The sequence below is a fragment of the Candidatus Leptovillus gracilis genome (genome assembly GCA_016716065.1).
Taxonomy (GTDB): domain Bacteria; phylum Chloroflexota; class Anaerolineae; order Promineifilales; family Promineifilaceae; genus Leptovillus; species Leptovillus gracilis.
On the sequence record JADJXA010000006.1, the window covers coordinates 121193 to 135230 of the forward strand.

The following is a 14038-nucleotide window of genomic DNA, read 5'->3' on the forward strand; positions in this document are numbered from 1 at the left end:
GGGTTGGCGCTGACGGGCACAACGGCCGTCGCGCCGGGGTTGATCGTCTCCTCAAAGGTCAGGTCGCCGCCGGGCAAGCCCGTGACAGTGATGGCGTAGGTGGTGGCGAGGCTGCCTTCGTTGGTGAGGGTCAGGTCGAAAACGGCCGTTTCCCCCAACAGCGCCGCCGCCACGTAAGGCGTAAAGCGGGCGCGGACGCCGTGCTGCGCGATGCTGCACAACACGCCGCCCAGTTCGCCCATCGCCTCGGCCAACGCCTCCAGGCTCGCTTCGATAGCCGGGTCGGTGGTCTGCGTCGCCAGGTCGGCGGCGATGGTTTGCAGCGCCGCCGTGTTGACCAGCGGCGAAGCGGCCTGGGCGTAGATAGCCACGTTTTGCGCCGCCGCCACCACCGCGTCGCGCAGTGTCAGGTCGCAGTCGCCGCTGCTGCACGAATCGGCCAATTCATCCACCGCCAGCGCCAGCCCGGTGATGGCCGCCGCCAGGGCGTCGCTGTCCAGGCTGCACGACGCGGCCTGGTAGATGGGCAAGGTGAGGGCGCTGACGATGTAGACGTTGACGGCCGTTGTCGGCGTGTAGGGCAGCGTCGGCGCAATCGCGCCAAAGGCCACCGGGTAATCCACGCCTGACTCGCCATCGGTGACAGTGATGGTGACGGGCTGCGTGCTGGTTGCGCTGGGGGGGAGGGAGATTGGAGATTGCAGATTGGCGATTGACCAGCCAGCGGCAGGCAGATTGGTGGTCAGGGCGAAGCTGGCAGCGGTGTTGCCGATGTTGGTAAGGGTCAGGTTAACGGCCGTGCTGCTGTTGGCGGCTACATACAAATCGGTCGCGTCCAGGGTGACGGCCGGGTAGGGAATGGCGGGCATGGTGAAGAGGGCGCTGCCCACGTCACTCACCGCGCCGTTGTCGGCGGCGACGGCCGTTACGTCGAACGGGAAGGCGCTGCCCACCGGCGGCAAACTGACCGTCGGGGAGATGTAGAGGCCCAGGCGCACCGTCTCGCCGGCCGCCAGCGGCAGTTGCAGGGCGCTGCCGCCTGGCTGCCCGCCGAAAATCGTCCAGCCGCCCGGCAAGCCGGAGACGTTGACGTTGAAGGTGCGGTCAACCGACGAAGTGTTCTGGATGGTGGCGGCGAAGGCGGCGTCGGGCAGTTGCAGGCGGCCGACGGCCGTATCAAAGTTTATCACGTCGTAGGCCGGACCCCAGGGCACAGTGATGGTTGGATCGGGCTGCACGCTGACGCTCACACCGTCAACGGCCGTGACCGTGACGACATGCTGCGCTGTGGCAAACAAATCGGGGTAATCGGCCGACTGCGCCGCGACGACGAGGGTGTAATCACCCGCCGCTGCGCCAACCGGCGGCTGTGCCGTGATGAAACCCGCAGAAGTGGCCGTCACGTCCCAGCCCAGCGGGGCGTGGACGGTGAGAGTGTAGCTGTCGCTGAAATTGGCCTGCACGCTGGCGGTGAAGCTGGTGGCCGTATCCGCCGGGGTGGTGGAGGCGACGCTGCTGAGGGCGACACGGAAGAAGTGGGCCGCGCCGTTGAAGCTGAAAGTATCGTTCGCGCCAGAAGGAGTGACGGTGGCTTGATTGGTCACATTGCCAAGCGCAAAGCCATTGGCCGGGGAAACGGCCGTGCCGCCCACCGTCAAACTCCCACTGCCCGCGCCGAGGGTAAAGCCGCCGCCGGAGGGGGTGAAGGTAGCCAAAGTGGCGAAATTGGGGACGGCCGTGGCTCCCGCGCCGCTTACCTGCGCCGGGGCGCTGGTGACGATTGCCAGGTCGCCGCTGTAGTCGGTTCCGTTGAGGGTGGCGGTGGCGTTGTCCAGGGCCAGGGTGTAATTGGCCGCTGCGTCTACGGTGAAGTTGAACGAATCGAACTGGCTGCCGCCGCCCAGGCTGCTTTGCGCGGCCGCGTGCAGGACCAGCCGCCCATCGGCCGTGCCGCTGACGCTGACGCCGCTGCTGGTCTGGGCGCTGGCCGGCGTGTCGGTGGTGGCGGGAACGGCCGTCACCGCCCCGCTGCCCACCAACGCGCCATTCTGGTAAAGGCTGGCAGAACTGGCGCTGAGGCTGGCGAAGGTGAAACTGTTTTGCCCGCTTGTGGTCCAGTTGTGGCTGGCGGAGCCAACCACACCGACTGCGTTGGTGGCGACGTTGGCGACGACAGTCTGGCCGCCGACGGTGGCGGATTGGGAGAGGGTGACGGCCGTTTCCGCGTTTGTCACCGGTTCGTCCAGGGGCAGCACAAAGAGCGCCTCTTGCAGCGGCGGGTCGGCCTGGTTCAGCAGCGCCGCGCCGAGGGAGTTGCCGGCAGCCACACCGCGCTTGCACCACTTCTCGTCCGTTTTTTCATGGCAGTAATCCTCGGCTTTCTGGCCCCACTCGGCAGCAATCTGCTTCGAGGCGCTTATGACCACGCCGATGTCCTGACTGCCCAGGGGCATTTGACCAAAAAAGCCGATCCAAAAGCCCATGGTGTGGCTGAAAAATCCAGCGGCAAACCCGCCCACCAGACTGCCCGCCTTTTGCGAGAATTCGGCCAGGGCGGCGTAATTGACAGCGACCATGTGCTGGCCGTTTTCCATGGTGTCCACCACCTCCAGCGTCTCGTTGTCAATTTGTAGCCAACCGATGGTCGGTTCGGCCGCGCCGGGTAGGGCGACCATCGCGGCGGGCAGCAGCACGTAACGGTTAGGGTTGTCGCTGAGGGCGGTGGTGATGCGCGCTTTGGCCTGGTCAGAAATGGGCAGCGCGTCCAATTTGTCCAACGTGCCAAAGGTGATGCGGTCGAACGGGATGCCGGCGGCGATGGCGGCGTTGAAGACCGCGCCTACGCTGACGGCCGGTTCGGGGGCGATTTCCTGCAAAATTTCGTGTTCCAGAGCCATGTCGAGCAGGCCGCGCCAGAACAAAAACGCTTCGGGGCCAACGGCCGTTTGGTTAGGATAAGCCAGGGCGCGAATTTTGTTGCGCAGCAGGTCGAAGCTGATGCTTTCCGTCTCCTCCAAGTCGTTGCGCTCCCAGCCGACGGTGAAGAGGCGAGGGGAATCGGGGTATGCTTTGGTGAGGAAGGTTTTGCCCAGGTAGTTGTGCGATTGGTTGGAGGCGGCGGCGAATTTGAGCAGATGAAGGCGCTGGCTGAGGCGGGCGATCTGGCCGAAGACGACGACGGCCGCCTGACTAACGGCCGTTTGTTCCGGGGTGGGGTTGGGCGTGTCTCCCAGGTCGGCAATGGCTTCTTTGGCGGCGATGCCCTCCAGTGAAAGCTCCACCATCGCCTGATAGGCGTCGTTGATCGCCGCGGCGGGCACATCGTAGGCGGCAACCAGGGTGGTCCAGGAAGAAGTGAGGCTGAGGCGGGCTGTTTCGCCGCGAGATAGGCCGCTTACCAGGCCCACGCCGCTGCGAGCGGCATAGCCAATGTCGTCGAATAGTTCGCGGCGGTAGGTCTCATTCACCTGACCAGGCCCGGAAAGGGTGAAGTCCAACCATTCAGCCACAACAAAATCTTGGCCGAAGGGGAAGGAGCTGAGCAGTTCGGTAAACGGCGTACCTTCGACCAGGGTTTCTGTTTCGCCAGCGACAAAATAGGGGGTATAGGTATGCTGGGCGGTGACGGAGACCAACCCAACCTGGACATCGCTGGCGACCAGGTGGGCAAAGACAAGGGGTTCCCCAACCAGAGCGACGGTGTTGAACACGGCCGTTAGCGGCTCCAACGTATACAAATGCGTGCCACCCACCGGGAAGGCGCTGTATTTCTCCACCACCAGACTGGCCGTGACTTTGTGGCGCAGATTGTCCGGCAGCTCGGCGATCTGACCGCCGCCAGGGACGCCAAACACATCGCCCGGTTGGGCGGCGGGAAAGGAAGGGTCGAGCGCCGTCCAACCGCTGCCGGGCAGATACGCTTCGGCCCAGGCGTGGTTTTGCGCTTCGGCCAGCAGCGCCGGGTCGTTGGCCGGGTCGGCCACGTCGCTGCCGGGTAGAATGAGGCCGCTGGCAGCGGGCACGGCAGGGAACATGCTGGCGATGAGCGTTTGGGCGTGAGGCTGGCTGAGGCTGCCCAGACGGTAGGCGGCGGGCACGCCGCTGGCCCGCAGCAGAGCGATGAGCAGGCTGGCCTGGTCTATGCCGTTGCCGGCCTCGCTCCATAGTGCGCCGCGCGCGCCGCGCAGGCTGCCCTGGTAGCTTTCGTAACCCAGGCCGCGCACAAAGTCAAAAATGGCGAGGGGATCGTGGCCGAGTTCGGCCGCTTTGCGGCTGACGTAGTTATCGGCGCAGTTGGCGTCTGGGGTGCAGACGAGCCATTGGGCGAAGCCGTCGGGAGCCAGGCGGATGGGGGAAACGGCCGTTTCCACGCCTATGCCGCGCCAACTGCCAACCGCTGCCGCGCCAGAATCCAAATTCACAAAATCAGCCGCTGATGACGGGAGGGTGAGGGTGATGACCAGGTTGGTCGCGCCGAGGGGGGGGATGTCGCCTAAATTGAAGGCCAGGTTCCCCCCGCTTTGGTCGGCGGGGTAGGAGGCGGCGATGAAGCTGGTCTGGGCATTGGTGAGCTGGATGGCGAGATGCGCGCCGCGCACGGTGTTGGCGTCGGCGGCAAAGTCAGCGGCGCTGATGGCGGCCAGGGTGTCGGTGATGGTCGCGCCGGGCGCGGCTTCCGGGCGGGTGGTAGGTGGCAGGGTGTTGCGTAGGGTGTAGGTGATAACGGCCGTGCCCCCTGCCTGGTAGGTGGATTGGGAGTGGGCGAGGGTGAGGGGATGGAGGACGGCGGGAGTGGCGGCGGTGACGGCCGTGCCTGCTTCTGGCGTGTGGTCAACGGCGGGTGTGGGGGGAACGGCCGTTTGCGCTTGCGCAGGTGCGGCCGGCCAGAAACCGACAATTGGCAGGAATGATTGCAGCAACAATCCCAGGCAGACGAACAGGGACACCAACCGATAAGCATTACTTTTGTGGCTCATATTATCATTCATCCTTTGACTTTGGGAGAGTTCAAGAGTTTTTCCTGCAAAAAAATCCATAACTGCTCCGGCGCGGCAAAACTACGTTTTTCGCCAGTGTGGGGGTTTTCAGCCGTGGCCCGCCAGGGCGCGTCCGGCTCTTCGCGCCAGAAGCGCAACATATAGGCCAGATAATCGGCCGTTGGCGGTGGAGCAGGTTCTTGTGTCATATCTATCTTTCGCAGGCCGACCGGACAGGTTTGGCAAACCTGTTGGTCTGTTTTCCGCTATAATGGGACAGTCTAACGAGTAAACGATCAGGAATCGATCCAATCAACAACGTAAAGCTACCTACGGCCGCCAATATGAGCGAAATGCTGCGAATCTACCTGCTAGGAACCATACGGATTGAGCAAAACGGCCGTCCCCTGACCGACCTGGGCACGCGCAAAGCGGAGGCGCTGCTGGCCTATCTGGTGTGCCAGGCACGGCCGTTTCCCCGCGAAACCCTGGCCGAACTGCTCTGGGAAGACCGCGACCCGCAGCAAGCCCTGGCAAATTTGCGTTCCCTGCTCTCCGGGATGCGCAATCAACTTGCCCCGTTTCTCACCATCACCCGCCAGACCGTCGCCTTCAACCACAACAGCGACTATTGGCTGGATGTGGACGAATTTAATCGCTTGGTGACGGCCAGCGCAGAGCAGGCCGTCGGTCAAAACGAGCCACCCGCCATCAGCCACCCGCTCCAACAAGCCGTCGAGCTGTACCGGGGCGATTTCCTGGCTGGTTTTTATGTGCGCGAAAGCCGGGGGTTTGAGGAATGGGTCTTGCTGGAGCGGGAACGGTTGCAGCGCAAGGCTATTGCTGCCCTAAGGCGCCTGGTGGATGACGCCCTAAACAACAGCGATTACGCCATCGGCCTGCGCTGCGTGGAGCAGCTGCTGGTTTTGGATAACCTGAGCGAACGCGCTCATCGCGAAAAAATCCTGCTGTTGGCGCGGAGCGGCCAGACCAACGCCGCCCTACACCATTATAAAACCTACCGCCAACTGCTGGCCGACGAATTGGCTGTCGCCCCCGCGCCAGAAACCGAGGCGCTGGCGGCGCGTATCCGGGCGGCGCGCGGCGGTCTGCGGCACAATTTGCCGCCACAGGCAACACCGTTTATCGGTCGCGGCCGCGAACTGGCAGAATTACGGGCGCGGCTGTCATCGCCAGGCTGCCGGCTGCTGACGCTGCTGGGACCCGGCGGTATGGGCAAAACACGGCTGGCGCTGGCCGTGGCCGAAGGACTAACGGCGACACAGCCGGGCCTGTTTTTGAACGGCATTCGCTATGTGTCCCTGGCCGGGCTGGCCGGACCGGCGCTGCTGCCAACGGCCGTTGCCGAAGCGTGTGGTCTGCAATTCCAGGGCGCGGCCGATCCCCTGGCCCAATTGACAGCCTTCCTGAAACCTCTGGAAATGTTGTTGGTCCTGGACAACTTCGAGCATTTGTTTGGCCCACAGTTTGGACCATTGGACGGCGTGGACATGCTGCTGACCATCCTGCAAGAAGCACCGCTGGTGAAACTATTTGTCACCAGCCGGGCGCGGCTGCAACTTCAGGAAGAGTGGGTCTTCGACCTGGCGGGTTTGGACTATCCGGTTGAGGCGGGGGCAGCCGATTGGTTGCAGTACAGCGCCATTCACCTGTTCCAACAACACGCCAGCCGACTGCACCACAACTTCGTCCCCACCGCGGACGATTACCAGGCCATTGCTCAGGTTTGCCGCCTGCTGGAAGGGCAGCCGTTGGGCATCGAGCTGGCGGCGGCCTGGGTGCGTGACTTTAACTGCCCGCAAATCGCCCGGCAGATTCAGGCCGACGTGGCCTTTTTGTCTACCACGCTGCGCAATGTCCCGGCGCGTCATCGCAGCTTAACGGCCGTTTTCGACCACTCCTGGCAGCTTCTCAGCCCGGTTGAACAGGCCATTTTTGCCCGTCTCGCCATCTTTCAGAGCGATTTCAGCGCCCCGGCCGCGTTAGCCATCGCCGCCGCCAACCCGAGCGACCTGGCCGGGTTGGCGGCCAAATCGTTGTTAAGGCAGGGGGGAAACGGCCGTTACGACATCCACGAACTGCTGCGCCAATATGCCACCCAACACCTGGCCGGGCAAGAAGGCGAATTGGAAGCAACGGCCGTGCGCCACGCCACATTCTACCTGGATTTACTGGCGCAGCAGGGCGATGGCGAAAGCGCCGAGCAACGCCAGACCATTCTGGCCGAGCTGCCCAATGTCCGTACCGCCTGGGATTGGGCTGCCCGCCAGCAAGAAGAGGCGCTGTTGTTACGCGCCGCCAAACCGCTGCACGGCTTCTACAGCATCCAAAGCTGGTTTCAGGAGGGTCTGGAAGCGTTCCAGTTTGCCCTGATGCATCTGTCCACTCATCCCGAAGGGCGCGCCCTGGTGCTGTGCGACTTGCTCAGCCGCAAAGCGCGGCTCCACATTCATGTGGGGCAGTTGGCGGCAGCGCGTTACGCCCTGGACGAGGCGCAGACCTATCTGCCGCAAGTAACCGACAGCGAACGCCATTCTACCATACTGGGTTATCTGGCTATTACCTACTTTTATGCCGGAGATTTTGCCCAGGCGAGCCAGCTGGCCGCCGAAAGCCTACGCCTGGCCGAATTGGCCGATGATCTGGGCGGCATAGGCTTTGCCCATAACCTCATCGGCACTTGTTACAAAGCGTCCGGCGAGTATGATCTGGCCGAAAGCCATTTTCAGCATTCGGCAGCCGCCTACCGCCGGTTAGAAGACGACCTGGGCCTGGCTATGACCTTGAACAATTTAGGTAATCTGGCGCAGGCCAGAGGCGATTTTGCCGGGGCGCAGGCGAATTATCTGGCTTGCAGCCGCCTGTTCAAAGCGCTGGACCACCAACACGGGGCGGCGACAACGTTGTCCAACGCGGGGCGGCTGGCGCTGAAGCAGGGCGATTATGAGCAGGCGCGGCAGCTTTTGGCGGAGAGCCTGACCCTTAAGCGGCAGCAGCAAGATGAACGGGGCACGGCCGTTGCCCTGGTCGGTTTGGGCAATGTGTCGCTGACCACGGACACATTACCCAGGCAGAAGCCGAACTGGTGGAAGCGCTCGCCCTGGCGCAGCGCAGCGGCGACATGAAACTGACGCTGGAGGCGCTGAGCGCTCTGGCGGCGCTGGCCTTTCGCCGCGGCCGGCCGGACGTGGCCGGGCAGTTGTTGATCTTTATCCTGGGCCACAAAGCCACCGCCCAGGAGGTGCGCGACGCGGCCAATGAACTATTGAGCCACCTTCCCCCTACAGGATTGACGATGAGGAAGGAGATAGATTTGGCAACGGCCGTTGCCCTGGCAACCAGCGCCTGACAACATTATTTTCGTACCCGTTCACGCCCCCTTGCAAATCCTCCCGGAGGCTGACAAGACAGTCAGAGATTCACTCGCTTCAGCCTCCAGGAGGGTGAACGGTTACTTATTTTCTTACTCTGCAAAGGCCCCGTTGGAGGGGCATTGTTTGATAAATCGGCAGCTTTTGCGCCGGAGCAAAGCGCGCCCAAAACCGGGCATGGAACAGCCGCTTCTTGCCCCTGATTTAAGCGGCATTTTATAACAGCCCCACGATTCGCATCTGTCCTTTTTCCCCCTACAAAACTCGTTAAAACGACCAGATTGAGATATAATTATCTCTGGAAAAAATCATGATTTCGGGTCGTCAGCCACCCCAAAAAATGGTGGCCTTTTTACTGTAAAGACCCTGAGAAAAATTCCCCGCCCATGACCCAAATCACGGAGGTTTCATTTGGAAATCGGCTCTGTTAATACCATAGACATCAACTGGGAGATGCGCAATTCTTACCTCGACTACGCCATGAGCGTCATCGTCTCCCGCGCTTTACCCGATGCCCGCGACGGCCTAAAGCCCGTGCATCGGCGAATTTTATACGCCATGCACGACATGGGCATCCGCGCCAACACCCCCCATCGCAAAAGCGCCCGCATCGTCGGCGAAGTATTGGGCAAATACCATCCCCACGGCGATTCATCCGTCTACGATGCCATGGTGCGCATGGCCCAAGAGTTTTCCATGCGCTACATGCTGGTAGACGGCCAGGGCAACTTTGGCAGCATAGATGGCGACAGCGCCGCCGCCATGCGCTATACCGAAGCCCGCCTGGCCCGTATTGCCAATGAACTGCTAGATGACATAGACAAAAACACCGTCGAATTTGTGCCCAACTTCGACGACAGCCTGACCGAACCAGACTTACTGCCCGCCCGCCTGCCCAATCTGCTGCTCAATGGCTCCTCCGGCATCGCCGTAGGCATGGCGACCAATATCCCACCCCATAACCTCAACGAAGTGTGCGACGCCATCATTCACCTGATAGACCATCAGCATGATTGGGAAGAGGTCACACTAGACGATTTGATGCAGTACGTCAAAGGGCCAGACTTCCCCACCGGCGGTAAATTGCTAGGCGCCGAAGGGGTACGCAGCGCCTACGCCACCGCGGCCGGGTGATTATTCGCGGTGTGGCGATCATTGAAGAAATTCCCGGCAAAAGCGACCGGCAGCGTATCAACATCAGCGAACTGCCCTTCCAGGTGAATAAAGCGATGCTCATCGAGCGCATCGCTGAACTGGCCACCAGCGGCGTTATCCCCGATATTTCCGATTTGCGCGACTCATCAGACCGGAATGGCATCTCGGTCATCGTTGAGTTGAAGCGGGGCACACAGCCGATGAAGGTGCTGAATCAGTTGTACAAGCACACGGCGCTGCAAACCACGTTCGGCATCCAGATGTTGGCTCTGGTAGACAAACAGCCCCGTTTGCTGTCGCTGAAGCGCGCCCTGCAAATCCACATTGACCACCGGATGGACGTGATCACTCGCCGCACCCAGTTTGACCTGGACAAGGCGCTAAAACGGCAGCATATTTTGGAAGGGCTGCTCATCGCCCTGGACCATCTGGACGAAGTAATCGAAACCATTCGCCGCTCGATGGACGCCGAAGACGCCCGCACGCAGTTGATGACCCGCTTTGGCCTGACCGAAGCGCAGGCGACGGCGATTCTGGATATGCAGCTGCGCCGCCTGGCCGCTCTGGAACGGCAAAAAATTGACGACGAGTATAAGGAGATTACGGCTCACATCGCCTATTTGCGCGGTTTGCTGGAAGACAGCGCCAAAATTTTAGCCCTGATTAAAGAAGACTTGTTAGCCATTAAAGAGCAATATGGTGATGCGCGGCGGTCGGAAATTGCCTATGGGTTGGATTCCGACATCAACATGGAGGATTTGATCAAGGATGAGGACGTCTTTATCTCCATTACGCAGCGGGGTTATGTGAAACGGACGCCGGTGACGGCGTATCGGCTGCAAGGACGCGGTGGGAAGGGGTTGATCGGCATGACAACGCGGGAGCAGGACCAACTCGAACACCTGTTTGCCGCCGGCACGCTGAACAGCATTTTGTTTTTCTCCAATTTTGGCAAGGTGTATGCCATCAAGGCGTATGAAATCCCGGAATTAGACCGCACGGCCAAAGGCACAAACCTGATGAACATTTTGCCGCTGCTGCCGGAGGAAAAGATTACGGCCGCTTTGCCGGTGGTAGACTTTGAAGACGCTGAATACCTGGTGATGGTGACGTGGAACGGCCGTATCAAGCGCGTCGAGATCAATCAGTTCAACAACGTGCGCCCCAGTGGTCTCATCGCCATTTCTCTGGACGATGGCGACCAGTTGAACTGGGTTAAACTGACCCATGGCGACCAGGACATCATCCTGGTCAGCGAGCAGGGGCGCGGCATTCGCTTCAACGAGGAAGATGTGCGCCCCATGGGCCGGTCGGCGGCCGGGGTGAAAGCAATGAGCCTGGACGACTGGGACCACATCGCCGGAGCCGACGTGGTAACGCCAGACGACGACTTGTTGGTTATCACCGAAAAGGGGTATGGCAAACGCACGCCGTTGGATGAATACCGGCAGCAGGGCCGCTATGGGCAGGGGGTGCGGGCGATGATTTTAACGCCAGAACGCACCGGAAAAATTGTCAACGCGCGGGTAGTAACCACCGGTGACGAAGTGACCTGTATCTCGGCCAACGGCATCATCTTGCGCACCGGGGCCAATACCATTTCGCAGCAAAGCCGCTTAACGCAAGGCGTGCGGGTGATGGACTTGCGCGTCGGCGACTCCGTGGCCTCGGTTGCCGTGCTGCGGGAAGGGATGTTGTCGCGCGCCAATGGTCACGAAGAAACCAATGGTCACGAAGAAACCAATGGTCACGAAGAAACCAATGGTCAGCAAGAGAACAACGGACACGAGGAAAATGGGGAAACGGCCGTGCCACAACCCGACACGCCGTCAACGGAACAATAAAGAGCAGCGGGTGGCGAGCAGCTGGTAAGAACCCTGGCTGCTCGCCACCCACTGCTCGCTCTACTTGGCAAAACCAACGGCCCGCGTTTCGCGGATCACCGTCACCTGAATCTGGCCCGGATACTGCATACTGTCTTCAATGGTGCGGGCAATGTCCTTAGACAGGCGCATCGCCCCCAGGTCGTCAATCGCCCCCGGCTTCACCAGAATACGAATCTCGCGTCCGGCCTGCAAGGCATAGGCGCTTTCCACACCCTCATACGAGGTAGCAATGTCTTCCAGAGTACGCACCCGCTTGATGTAATTCTCCAGGCTCTCGCGCGCGCCCCCGGCCGCGCCCCAGAAATAGCGTCGGCCGTTTCCACAATGATCGCTTCCACCGACTCTTGCTCCACTTCGTGATGGTGGGAGGCAATGGCGTTGACGACAATAGGCGGCACGCGGAAACGCTTGGCAAATTCCGCGCCCAGCATGGCGTGGGTCCCTTCTTGTTCGTGGTCCATCGCTTTGCCCAGGTCATGCAGCAGGGCGCCCATTTTCGCCATTTCCACGTTGGCGCCCAGCTCAGAGGCCAATACTGAAGCGATTTTGGCCGCTTCCACCGAATGGTGCAGTTGATTCTGACCGTAGGAAGTGCGGTACTTCAGGCGGCCCAACATGCGCAAGATTTGCGGATTGAGGCCGTGGACGTTGGCCTCGTAGGCGGCCTGTTCGCCAGCTTCTTTGATGATTTGTTCCACTTCTTTGCTGGCGTCTTTCAGCAGTTTTTCGATGCGGGCGGGATGGATACGGCCGTCCACAATCAGCTTCTCCAACGCCCGGCGGGCAATCTCGCGGCGCACGGGGTCAAAACTGGAGACCGTCACCGCTTCGGGGGTGTCGTCCACCACAATGTCTACTCCGGCTGCCTGCTCAAAGGCGCGGATATTACGGCCGTTCCGACCAATAATCCGCCCCTTCATTTCCTCATTGGGCAGCGGAACCACGGAAACCGTCATCTCGGCCACCTGGTCACTGGCAATGCGCTGCATCGCCATGGCAATCAGATTCCGCGCTTTGGCATCGGCCGTTTCGCGCGCTTCGTCTTCTACCTCGCGCATCACGCGGGCCATATCCTGACGCGCTTCTTTTTCCACCTCAGCGAGCAGCACGTCTCTGGCCTGTTCCACCGTCATATCGGCCACTTCTTGCAGCTTCTGGCGCTGAAGTTCTTCCTCTTGCAGCAAATCGTTAAAACTTTTATCCAGGCGACTTTGCCGCTTGTTTAGCTTTTGTTCTCGTTGTTCCAGTTTGACAGCCTGCCGGTCTTGGGCGGCGCTGCGATTGTCTACCCGCTCTTCCGCTTTTGCCAGGTCGTCATACCGTTTTTCAATCACCTTTTCCGCCTCCAAACGAAGCTGTTTGGCTTCGTTGGCAGCGGTACTTAAAATTTGCTCAGACTCTCTTTCAGTCGCCTCTCGGCGACGTTCCAGCTCTTCGTTAAATTGCTGTAAGGCCTCTTCTGTGCGGGGCTTTAAAACGTACCACACCACCGCCGCAGCCACGGCCGCGCCAATGATGACCCCAATCAAGATGCCTAGCCATAATCCTCCGGGCATGTTTGTTCTCCTTAAAAAGTGGATGCAGGCCGGCCCATTTTGCTAGATGCGCCAGACCTGTTAAGGTGCTTCAGGTTTGCAGTTTTTACTTGGGCGTACACGGCCGCAGCCGGGCACCCCAGGGTGGTTAGACCATTCATTCAAAATCGTCACGCGCTGCCGGAACGCCTACTTCCGTCCATAAAGCATCTGTTGTGACGCGAATTACATCGTAAGGGAAGCCGCGGCGCTGCAAATATTGGCCCAATTTGCGCTTAAATTCTTGTTCCGGCAGATGGGCCAGTTGATGGACTTTTTTGGCAGCGGCTTGTTGGGCGACGGCCGTTTCATCTATTGGCTGTAAGACCTGGTCTATCAACGCCGAGTCCAGCCCTTTTTGCTGCAGCTCTTGCCGCAGCGCCAATTGGCCCCGTGGCCGAAACGTCTCTCTTTGTTCCAGCCAATACCGGGCAAACTGTTCATCGTCCAGGAGCTGCACGGCCGTTAACCGTTCAACTGCCGCAGCAATGGCCGTGTCTGAATATCCTTTTTTCTGCAAGTGTCGTTGGACCTCGGCCTGGCTGCGCGGACGGTAGCTTAAAAAATGGGCCGCACTCGTACGCGCCTGTTCAACTGCATCTACGTCCTGCAAAGCAGCCACATCGGCAGCCGAAAGCGTCTGGCCGACATGCAGGTTAGCGGCGGCGGCATACGCCAGACCAAAGGCGAATTCGTCGTCCAGATAGACGTTCACCCGGTCCTGGCTGCGTTTCTGGACCTTAAGTGCGGTGATAATACCCATTTTAAATGAAAAAACGGCCGTGTCCTTCGTCACCACGGCCGTTCCTGAAAACGCAATCGGTGTAGCCCTACAGCTACTCGAAAAGTCTGTTACCGACAAATATGAGCTTGTTAGCCAAAAAAACCGCCTGAACAGCCGCCGTTCTAACGCGGACTCAGGAAAACGGCCGACTATTTACATGATGTTACGCCAAAAACGGCGCTACCTTGCTCAATTGTCTGGTGTTGTCGCTAACCCAAGAAGAAAACCCGTCTCTCTCAGGTGATTGATTTATTTTTAACAGAATGATCCA

General features: G+C 60.3%; 4 protein-coding genes and 2 pseudogenes. 3 read left to right on the top strand and 3 right to left on the bottom strand.

The genetic code is table 11. The annotated features are described in order from the left end of the window. Positions 1-4984: 4984 nt before the first annotated feature. Positions 4985-5185, bottom strand: a complete 201-nt coding sequence (locus IPM39_16915) for a hypothetical protein (GenBank protein ID MBK8987728.1) — start codon at positions 5183-5185, stop codon at positions 4985-4987. Positions 5186-5320: 135 nt separating this feature from the next. Here IPM39_16915 and IPM39_16920 point away from each other — a divergent pair, with 135 nt between their 5' ends. From IPM39_16920 to gyrA, 3 genes and pseudogenes are all read left to right on the top strand, one after another. Then, on the top strand, positions 5321-8122 hold the full coding sequence (locus tag IPM39_16920) for a tetratricopeptide repeat protein (protein MBK8987729.1): 2802 nt from the start codon (positions 5321-5323) through the stop codon (positions 8120-8122). Next, positions 8083-8346: a hypothetical protein gene (locus tag IPM39_16925; protein ID MBK8987730.1), complete on the top strand. Its 264-nt coding sequence runs from the start codon at positions 8083-8085 to the stop codon at positions 8344-8346. The genes IPM39_16920 and IPM39_16925 overlap by 40 nt, the downstream gene beginning before the upstream one ends. A 475-nt stretch (positions 8347-8821) precedes the next feature. Continuing rightward, positions 8822-11367, top strand: a pseudogene (gene gyrA, locus IPM39_16930) (DNA gyrase subunit A). 60 nt (positions 11368-11427) lie between these two features. Here gyrA and rny read toward each other — a convergent pair. Next, positions 11428-12965: pseudogene (gene rny, locus IPM39_16935) on the bottom strand (ribonuclease Y). A gap of 136 nt (positions 12966-13101) precedes the next feature. Continuing rightward, the gene (locus IPM39_16940; GenBank protein MBK8987731.1) at positions 13102-13782 is read right to left on the bottom strand and encodes a RecX family transcriptional regulator; all 681 of its coding nucleotides are present in this window, start codon (positions 13780-13782) and stop codon (positions 13102-13104) included. Between the last annotated feature and the right edge of the window lie 256 nt (positions 13783-14038).

Bases quoted from the DNA above. Each gene is read 5' to 3' on its own strand.
- IPM39_16915 (MBK8987728.1), bottom strand. From the start codon at position 5,185: ATGACACAAGAACCTGCTCCACCGCCAACGGCCGATTATCTGGCCTAT.
- IPM39_16920 (MBK8987729.1), top strand. From the start codon at position 5,321: ATGAGCGAAATGCTGCGAATCTACCTGCTAGGAACCATACGGATTGAG.